Genomic DNA, 18,382 nt, shown 5'->3' with positions numbered 1-18,382 from the left:
CCCCATGCTCTACCGAGGACGACGTTTCGATCGTCCCAGAGCCGCACGGCGACGAGGAGGCAGGACACGGTGATCAGCACACGCGAGTGGGCCCTGGCGGGTGGGCCCGACGGTTCGGCGAAGCTGGCGGCACGGGCCTGGGCGCCCACGAAGGGTGAACCCACCTGGTTGGCCGTCCTGGTGCACGGCTACGGCGAACACCTGGGCCGCTACGACCAGGTCGCCGAGGACCTGTGCGCGGCCGGCGCGGTGGTCTACGGCGCCGACCACCGCGGACACGGACGGTCCTCCGGTGAGCGCGTCCTGATCGACGACTACGCCGGGGTGGTGGAGGACGTCCACCGCGTCGTCACCCAGGCGCGCACCGCCTACCGCACCATCCCCCTGGTACTGATCGGTCACTCCATGGGCGGCATGATCGCCGCCCGCTACGCCCAGGTGTACCCGGAGTCGCCGCAGGCACTGGTGCTGTCCGGACCGGTCCTGGGCCGTTGGACCGCGGCCGAACGGCTCGCCGCCGCCACGGAGATCCCCGACGACCCCATCGATCCCTCCGTCCTGTCCCGCGACCCCGAGGTGGGACGGGCCTATCTGGCCGACGAACTGGTCTGGCACGGCCCGTTCAAACGCACCACGGTCGAGGCACTGCTCACCGAACTGGAGCGCGGCAACGCGTCCGGGACCGTGGGTTCGCTGCCCACGCTGTGGGTGCACGGCAGCGAGGACGCGCTGGTCCCCGTCTCCGACACTCGGGTGGGGATCGAAAGGCTCGCCGGTGAGGACTTCACCGCGCGGATCTTCCCCGGCGCCCGGCACGAGGTGTTCAACGAGACCGACCGCGACGAGGTCCTGGCCGAGGTGATCCGCTTCGCCCACCGCTTGACGACCTGATTCCGCAGCGAGGAGCCGAGGCGCATGACCATTCCACCGCCGACGTCGGGGTCCGGACGGCGAGACGAACCGTCCTCGGGCGCGATCCCATCGCTCACACCACCGCTCTCGGAGGTGGCGGCCTCGCGGGAGGTCGTGCGCGCCCTACTGCGCGAACAGCACCCGGACCTGGCCGATCGCGAGATCAGCGACCCGATCGAGGGCTTCGACATGGCCGTGTTCCGCCTTGGTGAGGACCTCGCGGTCCGACTGCCGCGCCACCGGGAGGCCATCGCCTCGTTGGCGGCGGAGGTTCGGTGGGCGAAGGAACTGAGCCAAGCGTGGACCTTCCCCGCGCAGCGGATCGTGCGGACGGGAGTTCCGGGCGCGGAGTTCCCCTGGAGTTGGGCCATCACGTCCTGGCTTCCCGGCCGGATCGCGGCGCAACGCCCCTTGGACGCGTCGGCCGCACCGGACCTGGGTCGGGCCCTGGCCGAGATCCACCGGCCCGCGCCCGCCGACGCCCCGTTCGACGTCGAACAGGGCATTCGGCTCGCCGAGCGGGAGCCCGTGCTCCGAAGGTTCCTGCGGGCCCTGCCCGTGGTGGGGGCCGGCCGGGGCCCGATGGTGGACCCGAACGCCGTGGCGGAGTTGTGGGGACGGGCGCTCGCGGTGCCCGACGACGCCCCCCGGGTCTGGATCCACGCCGACCTGCACCCGTTCAACGTGATCTCCGACGAGGGCCGGTTCGGCGGCATCATCGACTGGTCCGGCGTCTCGCGCGGCGACCCCGCCGTGGACCTGGGTTTCCTGTGGTCGCTGCTGCGGCGCGACGCCGTGGCCGAGGCCTATCGGGCCTACGGTGGCCTCGACGAGGCAACGGAGGCACGGGCCAAGGGGATCGGGATGGTGAAGGCCATCACGCTCGCCGCGGTACCGAAGGCCGAGGTCTCTCGGATCGGATGGCGGGCGCTGACGGAACTGGGCGTGGCGGTTCACGGTGGGAACGCGGAAAGAGGTCGGTCCCTGACGGATCCGATCCGCTGAAGGGCCGTTCCTCACACGTACAGGCGACCACGCGGTTGGGCGGGGTGGGCCAGGATCTCGGCGTAGGCGGCGGCCAGGCGGTCCACCGCGTCGACCATGACCTCCGGCGGGCGGGTGTAGGCCAGGCGCAGGTACCGCTCCAGGGTTCCGTCCGCGCCGAAGACCGGCCCGGCCGCAGGGTGGACCCCGTGTCGGATCGCGGTGGTGGACAGCGCGCTCGCCACCGGCTGTGGCAGCGTCGCCCACAGCACGAGTCCTCCCCCCGGCACACTCGGCCGCCAGTCGGGCAGCCGCTCGCGCAGGGCGCGCAGGAGGGCGTCCCGGTTGCGGCGCAGCTCCCGACTGCGCTCGGCGCGGATGCGCAGCACGTCCGCGAGCAGATGGGTGGCGGTGAGCTGGTCGTGCACCGAACCGGCCAGGTCGAAGCGTTGGCGCACCTGCATCAGCCGGGTCACCATCGGTGGAGTGGCGCGCACCCAGCCCACCCGCAGCCCGCCCCAGAACAGCTTGGCCACCGACCCCACGGTCAGCACCCGCCCGTCGATGTCGTGGGCGGCCACCGGCGCGGGCAGGTCACCGGAGTCGATGGCCAGTTCCGCGGCGGACTCGTCGACGATGAGGTGGGTGTTGGCGCGGCGCGCCTCCCGGACCAGGACGCTTCGTTCGTCGTCGTCCATGAGCGCGCCGGTGGGGTTGTGGAAGTCGGCGACCGTGTACGCCACGGCCGGCTTCCACTGGCGGAAGGCGTCCACCAGGTACTCCATGTCCCACCCCTGCGGGGTCACCCCGGTGGTGCGGATGCGCGCTCCGTTGCGGCGCGCGGCGTCCGGTCCGTGCGGGTAGGTGGGCGACTCCAACAACACCTGGTCCCCCTCCTGGACCAGTAGGTCCATGGCCAGGGTGATGCCCTGTTGGGCGCCGTTGGTGACGAAGATCTGTTCGGGTGTGGTGGGCAGTCCACGCTCGACGTAGCGGCGGGCGATGGCGTGGCGTAGTTCGGGCAGCCCATAGGGGTAGTAGCCCATGCCGGCGACGTGCGCGGCGAGCTGTTCGGAGGCGTGGAAGGAGGCCTCGCGCAGGCCCGCCACCGCGGGTGGGGCGGCCACCCCGAGGTCGATGTGCTCGGTGGCCGGCGCGAACGTGGAGGGTTCGTGGGTTCCGGAGTGGGGCAGGACCGTCCAGCTTCCGGCGCCCTGTCTGCTGTCGAGGTAGCTGTTGTCGCGCAGCCAGGCGTAGGCGGCGGTGACGGTGTTGCGGCTCAGTCCCAGGGCGGTGGCCAGGTCGCGTTCGGCCGGTAGGCGGGTGTGGGTGGGCACACGACCGTCCAGGACCAGGCCACTGATGGCGTGGGCGATGGCAAGGTAGTAGGGGCGTTCGACGGGCGCCTCACCGATGAGGCGGGCGAGCAGACGCCCGTTGATCCTGCGGGTTCCGCCTCCGGTTCCGGGACGATCACTGCGCGGTTTTGCCAAAGGGGTCCACCTCGGTGGGTCTGGATCAGACCACTTGTCCTGATTGGCTCTTCATTTCCGGGATTTCTTGGTCCACGATACCGATGTGGCTCCCCCGGGTTGATTGTCATCCAATGACAGGATGGCTTGCTTGAGATGACTTCGAAAGGAAGGCCGTGTCCAGTACGGTCCGCACCCTGGCGTCCAGGGTCCTGATCACTCCCGCGCTGCCGCGTCCGCGTCTGCGCCGCCTGGTCCAGCTCTACCTGGGCCTGTACCTGTTCGGTCTCAGCGGCGCCATGCTGCTCCGCTCCGACCTCGGCGCGACGCCCTGGGACGTGTTGCACCAAGGCCTGTCCCTACAGACGGGGCTGACGATCGGCACTTGGAGCGTGATCATCGGCGCGCTGCTGATGCTGCTGTGGATCCCGCTGCGCCAGAAGGCCGGGATCGGCACGCTGAGCAACGTGGTCGTGATCGGACTCTCCACCGACCTGTCCCTGTGGCTGCTGCCCACCACCGACCTCATGTTCTGGCGGGTGACGCTACTGGTGGGGGGCGTGCTGGTGTGCGCGGTGGCGACCGGCTGCTACATCGGGGTGGGGCTGGGGCCCGGGCCCCGGGACGGACTCATGACCGGGTTGGCCGCGCGCGGGCTCTCCGTTCGTCTCGCCCGCACGCTCATCGAGCTGACCGTGGCGCTGGCCGGTTTCCTGCTGGGCGGCACCGTGGGGATCGGCACCGTGGTGTTCATGGTGGCCATCGGCCCGTTGGCACAGGTGTTCCTGCCGATGATGCGAATGCCGGAGCCGACCTCACGCGGCGAGGGGAATCCGGAGCAGACGCGTCGATGATCACCACGACATAACTTCTCTACGGAAAAACTCCCCAATTCACCCCATACTTCCACGCACCGGCATATGCACGTGCACGTACGGGTGACAACGGCCCGGTGGAGCGTGGAAGATGGGGATCGCGGTAAACGGCGAGGGCCGGGATCGGTACTTTCCTCCACCGTTCTTTTCGGCTGCCCTCGCCTGGGCACATAACCGGGTACGGCAGTGACGGACGACCGGGGGAACTGTGGTCCGAACGGCGCCCCGACCCGTGGAGAGGTCGGGCGACAAAACCCCGAGGGGGCGTGCGCACGAACGTGCGCGCAGCGGTTCGCTACGGCGCGATGCCCCTCGTACGGTCGGGGACATCAGCGCCTACCGCGTACTCGTGACGACGTGATGGGGGTGTGCCGCGTGCCCGGCCGGATTGAAGACTACGCAGTGATCGGCGACATGCAGACAGCCGTGTTGGTCGGTCGCGACGGTTCCATCGACTGGGCTTGTCTGCCCGACTTCGATTCCTCCGCCTGCTTCGCCGCCCTGCTGGGCGACGAACAGAACGGCCTGTGGAGCCTACGACCCACCGGCGGCACCGCCCACGCCGACCGGCGCCGCTACCGGGGTGGCACCCTCATCCTCGAACAGGAATGGGACACCGACACCGGCACGGTACGGATCATCGACTTCATGCCACCGCGCGGCGGCGCCCCGCACATCGTGCGGATCGTGGAGGGCGTGCGCGGCACCGTGGAGATGAGCACGGCGATGCGCATCCGCTTCGACTACGGGCACGTCGTCCCCTGGGTGCACCGGACCGGCGCCGAACTGGTCGCCATCGCCGGACCCGACGCCGTCTGGCTCAGCAGCCCCGTCCACCTCAAGGGGCACAACTTCACCCACGACGCCACCTTCACCGTCAATGAGGGCCAGCGGATCCCCTTCGTGATGACCTGGCACCCCTCCCAGATCGAGGAGTCCGACCACCTGGACGCCGAGAAGGCGCTCTCGCGCACCGAGCGCTTCTGGGAACAGTGGGTCAGCCAGTGCAGGTACGAGGGCCCCTACCGGGAGGCGGTGGTGCGCTCCCTCATCGTGCTCAAGGCGCTCACCTATCAGCCCACGGGCGGCATCGTCGCCGCGCCCACCACCTCCCTGCCCGAGGACATCGGCGGTGTCCGCAACTGGGACTACCGGTACTGCTGGCTGCGCGACGCCACCATCACGTTGGAAGCACTCATCCGTTCCGGGTACAAGGACGAGGCGCAGGCCTGGCGCGAGTGGCTGGTCCGCGCGGTCGCGGGCGAACCCCAGCTGATGCAGATCATGTACGGCATCCGGGGCGAACGCCGGCTCACCGAGTGGGAGGCCGACTGGCTGTCGGGCTATGAGGATTCCAGTCCGGTACGGATCGGTAACGCCGCCGTGGGCCAGTACCAGCTCGACGTGTACGGCGAGGTCATGGACGTCCTGCACCTGGCCAGACGATCCGGGATCCGTGGCGGCGACCACCTGTGGGGGTTGCAAAGGTCCCTGGTCAACTACCTGGAGTGGTGCTGGGACGAACCCGACGAGGGCCTGTGGGAGGTGCGCGGACCACGGCAGCACTTCGTGCACTCCAAGGTGATGGCGTGGGTGGCGGCCGACCGCGCCGTGCGCAGCATCGAGGAGTTCGGCAAGGAGGGGCCCATCGAACGGTGGACGGCGCTGCGCGACACCATCCACGCCGAGGTGTGCGAATACGGCTTCGACCCGCAGCGCAACACCTTCACCCAGTACTACGGCAGCAAGGAGTTGGACGCCGCCCTGCTGCTCATACCCGAGGTCGGGTTCCTGCCCTACGACGACCCCCGGGTCATCGGCACCATCGACGCGGTCCGCAAGGACCTGATGGTGGACGGGTTCGTGCTGCGTTACCGCACCGACCTGGAGGACTCCGCCGACCAACTGCCCGGTGACGAGGGCGCCTTCCTGGCGTGCAGCTTCTGGATGGCCAACGCGCTGCTGTCCATCGGCCGCCAGGAGGAGGCCAGGCAGTTGTTCGAGCGGTTGCTGTCCCTGCGCAACGACGTGGGTCTGCTGGCCGAGGAGTGGGACCCGCGCGCGGGCCGACAGGTGGGCAACTTCCCACAGGCCTTCAGCCACGTGCCGTTGGTGACCACCGCGCTGAACCTGGAGGACCGCCAGGGCGGCTGGCGCGCGGAGTAGCGACCCCGACGGAACGGAACGCCCTCGCGGGCTCGGCGCGCGGGGGCGTTCGTCGTCGGTTCGACGTGGAGGTCGGGATCAGGCACTCGTGGGCACTTCGAACACCGGATCGGGAGCGGTTGTACGCTTACGCCCCGGAGGCCATCGTGACCGCCATCGGTCAGGGGCGAGGTTTTTCAGTCCGATCGCAGGGGGTCACGCGTGCCGCAGGAGAGGGTCCTGGGCGGCCGATACCGCCTTCTGTCCAAGCTGGGCGCGGGCGGGATGGGCCAGGTCTGGCAGGCCGTGGACGAGTTGCTGGATCGACCGGTCGCGGTGAAGCTGATCCAGCCCGGACGCGCGGACTCCGACGAGGTCGCGGCCCGGTTCCGCCGCGAGGCACGACTGACCGCACGCCTGGCGGGGCACCCCAACGTGGTGATCCTGCACGACTTCGGTCACGACGCCGGGGGCGTGGTGTTCACGGTGATGGAGCTGGTTCCGGGACGTCCGTTGTCAGAGGTGATCAAGGGCGCCGGCCCGTTGCCGATCGACCTGACGGCGTCGCTGGTGTCACAGGCCGCGGCGGGGTTGAGCGCGGCGCACGCCGCCGGGATCGTCCACCGGGACGTCAAGCCGGGCAACCTCATGGTGATCGAGGACGGCCCCGACGGACCCGGGCTGAAGGTACTGGACTTCGGTATCGCGGCGGTGGTCGCGGCGACCCAGAACGACCGCATCACCCGGACGGGACAGGTGATCGGCACCCCGCTGTACATGCCCCCCGAACAGGTGCGCGGGGACCGCGTGGACCGGGCCGGGGACCTGTATTCGCTGGGCGCCATCCTCTACCAAATGCTGACCGGTGAGCCCCCGTTCCACAGTGATCGCCCGCTCACGGTGCTGCGCATGCACCTGAACCAGGAGCCCCGGCGGCCCCGCGCGCTGCGCCCGCAGATCCCGCCGGCGCTGTCCGAACTGGTGACGCGGATGCTCGCCAAGGAGCCCGGACAACGCCCGGCCGGGGCCGAGGAGGTGCGTGACCGTCTGGCCCCGTACCTGCCGTACCGGTCCGCTCCGATCCCGGTGACCAAGCCGGTGCCCGCCCCGCCCCGCGAGCAGCCGGGGCAACGGCCCGACATCAGCGGCGACGCGCACCCGATCCGGCTCACCGCGCTGGTGGAGGCCGCCAGGGACCGTGTCGACGAGGGCGACTTCGACACCGCAGCCGAGGAGCTGCGCACCCTGATCCCGCTACTGCGCGCGGTGTACGGGGCCGACCACCCGGACACGCTGCGCGCCCGTCGTCGGGAGGCGTACGCCACCGGGAAGGGCGGCGACCACGGCGAGGCGGTCGCCGGGTTCGAGACGCTCCTGCCCGACCTGATCCGGGTCTACGGGACGCGCCACCCCGAGACCCTGGCGGCCCGCTACTACCTGGCCACCAACGCGGGCCGGGCCGGCGACCACGTCCTGGCCGCCCGCACCCTGGAAGCGCTCCTGCCCGACCTGGTCGCGGTCGGTGGACCCGACTCGACCAAGGTGCTCACCGCACGTCTGTACCTGGGGTTCGAGGTGGGTGAGGCCGGTGAGCCGGGCCGCGCGGTCGACCTGCTCGGCACGCTGATCCCGGACCTGGCCCGGTTGCGCGGCGCGGACGCCCCGGTGACCCTGCGGGCCCGCCACTACCGCGCCGCCTACCTGGGCTACGACGGCCGCCCGGCGGAGGCGGTGCGCGAGTACGAGGCACTGCTCGCCGACCACGTCCGTGTCCACGGGGAAGAGGCCGAGAGCACTCGCGGCGTTCGCACCCACCTCACCCTCTGGCGCGCCCACGCCCCCTGATCCTTCGACGCCCCAAGGATTCCGTGGCGATCGTGCGAAAACCACCATCGATCGGCGGAATCGGACGCGGGTGTCGGTGGTGGGCGCTAGTGTTCTGCCCATGTCATCCAGGGACCTGAACGAGATCATGGACAGCGGCTGGGCGAAGGCGCTGGAGCCGGTCGCACCGCGGATCGCCGAGATGGGCGACTTCCTCCGTCAGGAGGTGGCCGCCGGACGCACCTACCTGCCCGCGGGCGACCACGTCCTGCGCGCCTTCCAGCAGCCCTTCGACGAGGTACGCGTCCTCATCGTGGGTCAGGATCCCTATCCGACCCCGGGCAACGCCGTGGGGCTCAGCTTCTCCGTCGCCCCCGACGTGCGTCTGCCCGCGAGCCTGCGCAACATCTACAAGGAGATGGTCGAGGACATCGGCGTGCCGATGCCCTCCAACGGCGACCTCACTCCCTGGACCGAGCAAGGCGTCCTGCTGCTCAACCGTGTGCTCAGCGTGGCTCCCGGCAACCCCGGTTCGCACCGGGGCAAGGGCTGGGAGGCCGTCACCGAACAGGCCATCCGCGCCCTGGCCGAGCGCGACCGGCCGCTCGTGTCCATCCTGTGGGGACGCGACGCCCGCAACCTGCGACCGCTGATGCCCGGTGTCCCCTGCGTGGAGTCCGCCCACCCCAGCCCGATGTCGGCGCGCAACGGTTTCTTCGGTTCCAGGCCGTTCAGCAGGACCAACGCGTTGTTGGCCGAACAGGGCGCCGAACCGGTGAACTGGCAGCTGCCCTAGGCACTCCCATCCCCCTGGGAGTCCACACGCGAATTCCACCCTCGAACACGAACCAGCCCACGGACTCGGTGCCTCCTCCGGCGCCGGGTCCGCCGCGTTCCACCCCTCGAACCCGGAAAGGCCACCCCCGGCTATGGCGAAAAGACTCGGTTACGAAGACGCGCTTCGGACCCTCGGTGAGAACGACTCCGAGGTCCTGGACCTGGCGGAGCAACTCGCCGACGGCGGGTTGGGGCTGCTAGGTGTCCCGGACCTGTTCGGTGTGCGCGGCGCGCTGGTGGGCAAGGGACGCAAGGCCCTGGAAGGCATCCGAGGCAAGCTCAAGGGCGAAAGCCGGATGTCGCGAACGGAGAAGATCTCGGCCGCCTACCAGGTCCTGGTGATCACCTCGTTCTTCGAAGGGGCCGAGGAGGCCTTCGAGGAGGTCGGCCTGCCGTTCGGGATGGACGAACTGGAGATCACCGCCGAGGAGCAGTACACGCTGTTGGGGCGGCACCTGAGCCAGGGCGCCCACCCGCTGTTCCCCTTCACCCACTCGGGGTCGGGCCGCACGGGGATCGACTGGCCACTGGAGCGGACCGGCGCCACGGGCGACTTCACGTCCTTCGTGTTCGGACTCGCCGTGGCCGAACGGCACGGGTTCACCCCGGACCACCCGATGACGGAGAGGTTCCAACGGTCCCTGGCCCGCCACGCCTCGGCCCGGTTCAAGGAGGGGATCCTGCGGTTGGGGGCCGACATCCCCGAGTTCGCCATGTGGCTGCACACGTCCGAACGCGAACGCGACCGACGGGAGATCGGCACCGGTCTGGCCGACCTGCACGAACAGCTGACCCGGATCGGTTCGGACCGTCCCGTCTCCAGGCGTCGACGGGAGCTCTCCGCCTCCTACCAGGCGGTGCTCAACCGTCCCGTGCTCCGGTCGGACGAGGTCCCCTCCGGGCTCTCCCTGCCCTCGCTACGCGAGGCCTACATCCCCCCGCGCGGGCGCGTCACCCTGATCAACAGCACAAGCTCCCCCGCGCTCGACCGCTGGTGGCGGGAGTTCCCGGTCCAGGACGACCTCCAGACCCTGGTGGCCTCGTTGATCACGCATCCGCGCGCCACCGAGTACCCGGTGGTGGTCCTCGGGCACCCGGGCGCGGGAAAATCCAAGTTCACCGAGATGCTCGCCGCCCAACTTCCCCCCGAGGACTTCCTGCCCATCCGAGTGGAGTTGCGTTCTGTCAGCCCGAACGCGCCCCTGCACACCCAGATCGAGGAGGGGCTCAACGCCGACCTGCACGCCTCGGTCTCCTGGCGGGACCTGGCCGACGACGCCGACGGCGCCCTGCCGGTGATCATCCTGGACGGGTTCGACGAACTGCTCCAAGCCACCGGGGTGGACCGGTCCGACTACCTGGAACGCGTCCAGGAGTTCCAGCAACAACAGGAGGCGCTGGGGCAGCCGGTGGTCGTGATCGTCACCAGCCGCACCCTGGTGGCCGAACGGACCCGGTTCCCGTCACTGACCACGGTCATCAGGTTGGAACCCTTCGACGAAGGTCAGATCGAACAACTCTTGCGGGTGTGGAACCAGGCCAACGCCGAGGCGTTCGAGCGCAAGGGCCTGCTGCCATTGGAGGCGCGGTCCCTTCTCCACTACCGAGAGCTGGCCGAACAGCCGCTGTTGATGCTGATGTTGCTCATCTACGACGCGCACGGCAACGCGCTACGCCGGGACTCCCACGCTCTCTCCCACGGTGAGTTGTACGAACGCCTGTTGACGATGTTCGCCAAGCGCGAGGTGGAAAAGCACCGCGCCCGTCTGGGTGGACGTGCCCGTGAGGAGGCGGTGGAGGACGAGCTGCGCCGCCTGGAGGTCGTCGCGATGGCGATGTTCGCCCGCGGCCTACAGAGCGTGCGCGCCGAGGAGTTGGAGCACGACCTGTCCGTCCTGATGCCGGAGGCGGCCGAACGCCCCGAGGACACGGGCCTGCACGGCACCATCGCCCCCGCCCACCAGGTGCTGGGCCGCTTCTTCTTCGTCCACGAGGATCGTGCCCAGACCTCGGAGGGCACCAGCAGCGCCTTCGAGTTCCTGCACGCGACCTTCGGGGAGTACCTGGTGGCCCGTCTGGTGGTGGCGGTGCTGGAGGAACTCGCCGAGGACCGGAGTCGGGCCACGCGCCGACGCAACCGTGCGTCCCGGTTGGACGACGGCGAGCTCTACGCCCTGTCCTCCTTCGCGGTGTTCGCCGGGCGGGACAAGGTGGTGTCCTTCCTGGACGAGATGCTCCAAGAGCGTGTGAGGGAGGATCCCGGCCTCGGGGACGACCTGCGGGAGCTGTTGATCGACCTGTTCCGCGAGGCCCCCTTCCCCGCCCCCAACCGTTCCTTCGCCGAGTACGAACCCAAGCGGCTGCCGATCGCCATGAGGGAGGCCTGTTACACGGCGAACCTGATCACCCTGTTGGTCCTGCTCACCGAGAGGCCGATCCCGTTCGACGAGCTATTCCAGGACGTCCCGGACCTTCGTCAGACCTGGCGCCGCATGGTCGCCCTGTGGCGTCTGCTGCCCGCCTCCCAGTGGTTCGGGATCCTGGAGACGGTGCGGGTCCGGCACCTGGGGTTCTGGGAGAATCAGGATCCCGTGTCGGTTCTGGAACGGGAGAGGGGCGGCCCGGTCAACCTCGGTGAGTGCACGGGTTTCGAGCTGCCCGACGACGCACGGGCGACCTCGGCCTTCATCAACCCGTACGAGGTCGAGGTTCCTGCGGGGACGTTGGCGCACCGGTTCCTGCGTTCCCTGGCGACGCGGATCAACGGGACCGGTTCACGGTTGGCGCTGACCTTCTCCCCCTACCTGAAGCACGTCTCCCACGAACTGGGGAGATTCGTGGTCAAGGACGCGGGAGAGGAAGTCGTCTGGGAGGTGGCCCACGACGTGTTGCGGCTGCGCTTGGAGCCGCTCGACGGTCTTTCCGCGGAACAGGTCGACGAACGGCTCTGCCGATATCGGCGACTGCTCGACTTCGATGCCGGCGGGGTCACCCTGACCGTCCTGCGGCAGGCCTTGGAGGACCTGCGTTCCTGGCCCGAGCCCCGGCACGGTGAACAACGCCTGACCCTGGCCCGGATGGCCCAGGACGCCCTTCGGGAGTCGGGGAACCACTCCGCCGAGGCACCGGAGGTCATGGAGTCGCTCCGTCGCCTGCGCGGTGAGATCTTCAGGTTCCTGGAGAGGGACGCGGAGCGGGACGGATTCGACGCGCCGAGCTCCGCCCCACCCGCCGCGGGGACCTTCCGGTACCCGCCACTGCCCCCGGTGTCCTACCCGTCCGCACCCGTACCGCAGAAACCCGGGGAGGACCCCGACGTTTCCGGGGCGTGGTGGGGTTCCTCGGGATGGTGAGGACTTCGTTCGACGGACCGGCGCTCCGTGGGTGTCGCGCAGCAGGGTGTGGCCCTAATCCGCCAGGGCCCTTTTGACCAGGGCCGGGACGACCCGGCCGATGGGGTCGTGCAGCACGGCGCTCGCGTAGTCGTCGTAGGGGGTGGGTTCGGCGTTGATGACGCCCAGGGCGGAGCGGGACATCATGGCGACGTCGCACAGCCCCGCGACCGGGTGCACGGTCAGGGACGTACCGATGGCCAAGAACACGTCACAGTCACGGGCGGCCTCGGTGGCGCTCTCGATGATCTCGGGGTTCAGTCGCTGGCCGAAGGAGATGGTGTCGGACTTTTGGATCCCTCCGCACTCCACGCATCGGGGATCGGACTCCTCGTCCAGGCGGGCGAGTACGGCGGCGCTGGGGGTACGCAGTCCGCATGACATGCACATCACCCGGAGCATCGTGCCGTGCACCTCGATGACCTGCTCGTCGGGGACCCCCGCGCGCTGGTGCAGGCCATCGATGTTCTGGGTGATGAGGGCGCGCAACCTGCCCGACGCGGACAGGTCGGCCAAGGCGCGGTGCGCGTCGTTGGGTTCGGCCTTCCACACACTGTGGGCACGGCGCGACGACCAGACCTCGCGGCGCACGTCGATGTCGCCCATGTAGCAGTCGATGTCCGACAACGCCTGGGCGTCGGGATCGTTGGTCCACAACCCTTGGGGTCCGCGGTAGTCGGGGATTCCGGAGTCGGTGGACACCCCGGCACCGGTCAGGACGGTGATGCGTCGCGCGGACGCGAGGAGTTCGGCGGCGTGCTCGAACCCCTCGGGGTCGGCGAAGCTCGCGGTGTCGTCGGTCATCGAGGCCATACTCCATTCTTACCGCGCCCGTGATCCCCCTTCCGCACGGCCCGCCCGTGAGCTGCGGGCCCGGGCGGAAGCCGACGTCGTACTCTCGGGTACGTGTGGGGCGGGTGGTCGCATTGCCCCACCGATGCGCACGAGGGGGGCAAAGGGTGCCAAAATGCACACAATCATGAAGCAGTCCTACATTCTCGTGGTCAACGGGACCAAGGTCCAACGCCCGGTGTTCGTGCTGGGCGCTCCTCACTCCGGGGTTCCACTGATCGCCCGTGCCCTGTCCCTCGCGCCCGGCTTCCACGTGGGAGCCGGTTCCTCCGGGGTGCTCAACACCGTGTACGCGGTGGCAAGGCGCCCCTCCCTGGCCTCGGAGAAGGCCCCGGCCACCGCGAGCCTGTTCCGGGAGGCCTACGCGGAGGCCTGGCAGCTCACCCCCCTGACCTGCCCGAGGTGCCCGGGCCCGTACGCCCGGGTACCCGCGAACACGGCCTCCGAGCCGTGTGAGCACAGCTCCAGGGTGCGCCGTTACGGCGACGCCAGCCCCGACCTGCTCTACAGCGCCAACGCCCTCCAGTCGGCCTTCTCCGACGCCCTGTTCGTGCAGGTCATTCGCGATGGCCGTGACGTCGTCGCGGACATGTTGGAGGACGAGCGGTCGTTGGCCTGGCTCAAGCCCAGTTTCATGAAGTTGGAGCACGAGTTCCCCAACCACTTCTTCGGCCTGGAGGATGAACAGGACCTGGAACGGTTCACCGAGGGGTCCTCGGCCACCAAGTGCGCGATGCGGTGGCGGGGCGCGGTGCTCATGTCCGCCGGGTTGCGCCGCGAGATCGGCGCCGAACGGTTGTTGACGTTGCGGTACGAGGACGTGCGGGGTGGCGAGGTGCGGACCGCGGAGAAACTGCGCGAGTTCACCGGGGCCCGGGTCTCGGCCGGCGAACTGCTGAGCGACGACTCGGGGGTGGGCTCGTGGAAGGAGCGGTTGTCCCGCCGGGACCACGGTGACGTGCACGAAGTGGCCCGCAACGAGTTGTCCCGTCTGGGTTACCTCTGATCGGGGCCGTCCGCGCCATGTGCGCGGAGCAGGGCCTGGGCGGCCTCCTTCGCGGTGAGCGCGGCGTCGGTGATCCCGGTGACGTTGCGGGCGACCACCGCTCCTTCGTGGAGCATGAGGAGGGTGTCGGCCAGGGCGTCGGGGTCACCGGCTCCGGTCGGCGCGACCAGGGTCCGGTACAGGTCCCGCAGCCAGTGCTTCTGTTCCTGGGCCACGGCGCGACCGGGGTGTCGGGGGTCGGAGAGTTCGGCGTAGGCGTTGACCATGGCGCAGCCGCGTTCGTTCTCCCGGTCCATCCACTCTTCCAGGGCGGCGAAGGTGGCGACGATCCGGTCGATGGGCGGACCGTGCGCCTCCACCCGTGAGGTGAGGAAGTCGCGCCACCGCAGGTCGCGGGCTCGCAGGTAGGCGACGACCAGACGCTGTTTGGACCCGAAGCGGTCGTAGATGGTCTTCTTGGTGACCCCGGCCTCCTCGGCGATCAGTTCCATGCCCACGACGTTGACGCCCCGGCTGTAGAAGAGCTCGGAGGCGACCTCCAGGACCCGACGGGCGGCGGGCGTGAGCGGGCGCTGTTCGACGGTGTGCATGATGTCTCCCTGGTCGGGTCCGGCGACTACATTGATAGTATACCGACCGGTGTGTTTACCTCCACGGTATGAGCCTTTCCAGTACCGCGCCCCGTGCCCCGGCGCCCCGCCGCACCGACCTGGTCACACCGCTGCTCGCGGTGGGGTTGGTGGTGATGTGGAGCTCGGGTTTCGTCGGAGCCGAGCTCGGTACCCGATACGCACCCTCCACGACCCTCCTGGCCTGGCGATTCCTCCTGGTTGCCGCGGCGTTGGCCGCCTGGTGCCTGTGGCGGGGCTCGCGCATGCGCCGTCGCGACCTGGCCCTGCACGCCCTCGTCGGGCTACTCGCGCAGGCCGGTTTCCTGTACGGAGTGGTGGCCGCCGCCGAACACGGGGTGTCGGCCGGTACGAGCGCGTTGGTCGCCGCCTTGCAGCCGATGGTGGCCACGGCCCTGGCCATCCCCCTGTTGGGCGAATCGGTGCGCGGCCGGCAGATCCTGGGGCTGGCCGTGGGACTGGGCGGCGTGGGGTCGGCGGTGGGCTCCGATCTGTTGGGCGTGCACGCCGCCCCGTGGTGGGCCTACCTGTTGCCGTTGGGAGCGATGCTGTCGTTGGTGACGGCCACCCTGGTGGAACATCGGGCCCGGCCCGGCGGGAACCTGATCGAGGCGTTGGCCGTGCAGTGCACGGTGAGCGCGGTGCTGTTCACGGGTCTGGCCTCGGTCACCGGAACCCTCGTCCCGCCCATGGAACCGGGGTTCTGGGTGGTGGTGCTGTCCACCTTGGGCGGGTACGGGTTGTACTGGGTCAACCTGGCCCGCACCGGCGTGGCCCGGGTCTCGGCGCTGCTCTACCTCACCCCGCCCACCACGATGTTGTGGACCTGGTGGATGTTCGGCGACCCCGTGGGCCCGGGCGCCCTGGCCGGCCTGGGTGTGTGCCTGGTGGCGGTATGGCTGGTGCGATCGGGCCCGACCCGTTCGGGCACGGGTCCCTCCTGAGAGAGCGCCGGGCACCGCAGCCATACGCTCCGGTCCCGCCTCGGCCCCCGCCGTCAGCGGTTCGGTGGCTCCCACGAGCCGAGGAACCCCCTGAGGGGAGGGTCCGGCGTGCGGCTACGATGAGTGCATGATCTCTACTGTGCTGTCCGTCCTGGCCCTGATCGTCGTGGTCGGGATCTTCCTCTCGATCTTCGTCGGAGGCGCCGTATACGTCGCTCGGACTCGCCGCAACGGCACCGAGGCCATGCTGGCCGGCGCCCGCAAGGTGCGCGAGCTGCGCTGACCCCGGCCGCCCTCAGCCCTCCAGGGTCTCGGGGTCGGGACCGAAGCGGCGTCCCTCGTCGAGTCCCCCGATGCGTTCCATCGCCTCCCGCGACAGTTCGAAGTCGAACACCTCGAAGTTGGAGCGGATGCGCTCGGGCGTGACCGACTTGGGGATGACCACGTTGCCCAGCTGGATGTGCCACCGCAGCAGGATCTGCGCGGTGGTCCGTCCCAGTTCTCGGGCCATCTCCACGATGAGCGGGTGGTCCAGCAAGCGTCCCGAGCCCAACGGGCTCCACGCCTCGGTGACGATGTTGTGCTCGGTGTCGAAGGCGCGCAGCTCGGACTGGGCCAGCAGCGGGTGCAGCTCGATCTGGTTGACCATGGGGGCGATCCCGCCCTCCCGCAGGACACGTTCCAGGTGTGGGCGGTTGAAATTGCACACCCCGATCGAACGTGCCCGGCCCTCGGAGTAGAGGCGTTCCAGCGCCTTCCACGTGGACACGTACCGGTCGCGCCCGGGTTGTGGCCAGTGCACGAGATAGAGATCGACCACGTCCGTCCCCAGTCGTTCGGTGCTGGCGTCGAAGGCGCGCAGGGTGGGGTCGTAGCCGTGGTCGGGGTTGGCGACCTTGGTGGTGACGAACACGTCGTCCCGTGCCAGCCCGGAACGGCGCAGCGCCTCCCCCACACCGGCCTCGTTGCCGTAGGAGGCCGCGGTGTCGATACTGCGGTAGCCGACGGCCAGGGCTTCCAGGACCGCCGCGGTCACGGCGTCGTCGGGCACCTGCCACACGCCGAAGCCCATTTGTGGCATGCGAAGCCCGTTGTTCAGTGTGATGGTGGGAACCGTCATCGTCCTCATCCCCCGTCGGTCCGACCGGCCGGTCGCCGTGTACGTCGTCCTTCTTGCTCCCGTGTTCGTGGCCTGTTCGGCCACTGTGCGCATACTGCCACGTCGCCGCGGGTGCGGACCTGAGGCTGCGCCGCTGTCGGGCGGGCTTTTCACCCGGATGGCCGGACCCGGCCACGCCCGAGCGAGGGGCGATAGTCTGCCCGCCCCGACCCAGGAGGGGACGAATGGGACATGAGGCGCGGTTGCGGGTCAGCGCGGAACTCGGGCGGGAACGTGGCGCGTTGGTCGAGCGGATCGTCACCGAGGTGTACGCGGAGGTGCCCGCCTACCGGGCGCTGCACGCCTCGCAGCTGGTGGAGGTCCGGGCGATCACGTCGTGGTTGGTCACACGTTCGATGGAGCTGTGGGTACGCGGCGCGGACCGGCTTCCCGAGGAGGACGTGGAGCGGCTGCGTGGCATCGGCCGGGCACGCGCCGCCGACGGCCGATCCATCGGTGCGGTAGTGCGCGCGCACCGGGTGGGTTCGGCCGCCGCGGTACGGATCATCCGGGAACGGGCGGGCGATCGGCTCGACACCGACGACGTGTTCGCCCTGGGCGAACTCTGGTTGACCTCCCTCGACCAGATCGCCGAGAGCCTGTCCCAGGGCCACGTCGAGGCCGCCGACCGACTCGACGCCGACCGGGAACGGGCCCGCCGCGCCCTGCTCGACGACCTGCTCATCGGCCGCCAGTCCTCCCCCGGCGCGATCCGCGACCGGGCGCGCACGTTGGGCATCGCGCCACCCGACCCGGCGACGTTGGTGGTGGTCGAACCCGACGGGGAGACGGGCGCGACCGTGGCGACCGGCCTGGAGCTGCTGCGGGAGGTGACCGGCGCGGACCCACTGGTGACCACGCGTTCGGGCCGGGTGGTGGTGCTGGTCGCGGCCCAGGACGCCGCGCATGTGGTCGCCGCGATGGTGGAACGGGGCCTGCGGGGATGCGCGTTGGCGCCACGCGCGCTCGGCGACATGTCGGCGGCCTACCGACTGGCGGACGGCGCCCTGGAGACCGCGCCACCCCACGCCTTGGGCGAAGACGGTCTGCTCCGTGAGGCCGACGCCTGCGTGCTCGCCCTGATCAACGGTGGCGGCGTCACCCCGGCCACGGTACGCCGCACGGTCCTGGGTCCGCTGCTCAACCTCGAACACCGGCACCTGTTGGAGACGTTGATCGCCTACTTCCGCTCCGGGACGGCCACCACCGCCGCCGACGAGCTGCACGTGCACGCCCAGACCCTGCGCTACCGACTGCGTCGGGTCCGTGAACTGACCGGTCACGATCCGCAGCGTCCCTGGTCGCGGTTTGTGTTGGAGACGGCCTGCGCCATCGCGCCCTGAACCCGCCG

At 69.9% G+C, this 18,382-nt stretch carries 15 protein-coding genes; 11 read left to right on the top strand and 4 right to left on the bottom strand.

Annotated elements, in window-relative coordinates:
- Positions 1–69 precede the first annotated feature (69 nt).
- Positions 70–891: an alpha/beta hydrolase gene (locus tag NLI01S_RS18015; RefSeq protein ID WP_067606122.1), complete on the top strand. Its 822-nt coding sequence runs from the start codon at positions 70–72 to the stop codon at positions 889–891.
- A 24-nt stretch (positions 892–915) separates the two neighbouring features.
- The gene (locus NLI01S_RS18010) at positions 916–1,917 is read left to right on the top strand and encodes an aminoglycoside phosphotransferase family protein (RefSeq protein WP_067606120.1); all 1,002 of its coding nucleotides are present in this window, start codon (positions 916–918) and stop codon (positions 1,915–1,917) included.
- An 11-nt stretch (positions 1,918–1,928) separates the two neighbouring features.
- Here NLI01S_RS18010 and yczR read toward each other — a convergent pair whose 3' ends face one another.
- Complete coding sequence (gene yczR / locus NLI01S_RS18005) at positions 1,929–3,389, bottom strand: MocR-like transcription factor YczR (protein WP_067606118.1); 1,461 nt, start codon at positions 3,387–3,389, stop codon at positions 1,929–1,931.
- Positions 3,390–3,544: 155 nt separating this feature from the next.
- Between yczR and yczE the strand changes: the two genes are divergently transcribed.
- From yczE to NLI01S_RS17980, 5 genes are all read left to right on the top strand, one after another.
- Positions 3,545–4,222, top strand: coding sequence for a membrane protein YczE (gene yczE / locus NLI01S_RS18000; RefSeq protein WP_067606116.1), 678 nt, complete (start codon positions 3,545–3,547; stop codon positions 4,220–4,222).
- A gap of 381 nt (positions 4,223–4,603) precedes the next feature.
- Positions 4,604–6,409, top strand: a complete 1,806-nt coding sequence (locus NLI01S_RS17995; protein ID WP_067606114.1) for a glycoside hydrolase family 15 protein — start codon at positions 4,604–4,606, stop codon at positions 6,407–6,409.
- A gap of 201 nt (positions 6,410–6,610) precedes the next feature.
- Positions 6,611–8,233, top strand: coding sequence for a serine/threonine-protein kinase (locus tag NLI01S_RS17990; RefSeq protein ID WP_067606112.1), 1,623 nt, complete (start codon positions 6,611–6,613; stop codon positions 8,231–8,233).
- 100 nt (positions 8,234–8,333) lie between these two features.
- A complete protein-coding gene (locus tag NLI01S_RS17985; protein ID WP_067606110.1) occupies positions 8,334–9,008 on the top strand; it encodes a uracil-DNA glycosylase in 675 nt (224 codons plus the stop codon).
- Between the two features lie 133 nt (positions 9,009–9,141).
- Positions 9,142–12,402 carry an NACHT domain-containing protein gene (locus NLI01S_RS17980; RefSeq protein ID WP_223809288.1) on the top strand — a complete coding sequence of 1,087 codons (3,261 nt, stop codon included), beginning with the start codon at positions 9,142–9,144 and terminating at the stop codon, positions 12,400–12,402.
- A 54-nt stretch (positions 12,403–12,456) separates the two neighbouring features.
- Here the strand turns inward: NLI01S_RS17980 and NLI01S_RS17975 are convergent, their stop codons facing one another.
- Entirely contained in the window at positions 12,457–13,254 is a 798-nt protein-coding gene (locus tag NLI01S_RS17975) for an SIR2 family NAD-dependent protein deacylase (RefSeq protein ID WP_067606108.1), read from the bottom strand.
- 166 nt (positions 13,255–13,420) lie between these two features.
- On the opposite strand from NLI01S_RS17975, the gene NLI01S_RS17970 reads away from it, so the two are divergent.
- The gene (locus NLI01S_RS17970; RefSeq protein WP_067606106.1) at positions 13,421–14,299 is read left to right on the top strand and encodes a sulfotransferase; all 879 of its coding nucleotides are present in this window, start codon (positions 13,421–13,423) and stop codon (positions 14,297–14,299) included.
- Here the strand turns inward: NLI01S_RS17970 and NLI01S_RS17965 are convergent.
- Positions 14,290–14,889 carry a TetR/AcrR family transcriptional regulator gene (locus tag NLI01S_RS17965; protein WP_067606104.1) on the bottom strand — a complete coding sequence of 200 codons (600 nt, stop codon included), beginning with the start codon at positions 14,887–14,889 and terminating at the stop codon, positions 14,290–14,292. The two genes, NLI01S_RS17970 and NLI01S_RS17965, sit on opposite strands and share 10 nt — an antisense overlap.
- Before the next feature lie 68 nt (positions 14,890–14,957).
- On the opposite strand from NLI01S_RS17965, the gene NLI01S_RS17960 reads away from it, so the two are divergent.
- Positions 14,958–15,872: a DMT family transporter gene (locus NLI01S_RS17960; RefSeq protein WP_067606102.1), complete on the top strand. Its 915-nt coding sequence runs from the start codon at positions 14,958–14,960 to the stop codon at positions 15,870–15,872.
- A gap of 127 nt (positions 15,873–15,999) precedes the next feature.
- The gene (locus tag NLI01S_RS26085) at positions 16,000–16,155 is read left to right on the top strand and encodes a hypothetical protein (protein ID WP_190318510.1); all 156 of its coding nucleotides are present in this window, start codon (positions 16,000–16,002) and stop codon (positions 16,153–16,155) included.
- Between the two features lie 12 nt (positions 16,156–16,167).
- Here the strand turns inward: NLI01S_RS26085 and NLI01S_RS17955 are convergent, their stop codons facing one another.
- Positions 16,168–16,992: an aldo/keto reductase gene (locus NLI01S_RS17955; protein ID WP_190318509.1), complete on the bottom strand. Its 825-nt coding sequence runs from the start codon at positions 16,990–16,992 to the stop codon at positions 16,168–16,170.
- A 224-nt stretch (positions 16,993–17,216) separates the two neighbouring features.
- Between NLI01S_RS17955 and NLI01S_RS17950 the strand changes: the two genes are divergently transcribed.
- A complete protein-coding gene (locus tag NLI01S_RS17950; RefSeq protein WP_067606098.1) occupies positions 17,217–18,374 on the top strand; it encodes a PucR family transcriptional regulator in 1,158 nt (385 codons plus the stop codon).
- The last annotated feature ends 8 nt before the right edge of the window (positions 18,375–18,382 follow it).

The sequence above is a fragment of the Nocardiopsis listeri NBRC 13360 genome (assembly GCF_001570765.1).
Taxonomy (GTDB): domain Bacteria; phylum Actinomycetota; class Actinomycetes; order Streptosporangiales; family Streptosporangiaceae; genus Nocardiopsis; species Nocardiopsis listeri.
Note: the sequence above shows the minus strand (reverse complement) of the source record. Positions and strands in the feature narration are given on the sequence as shown.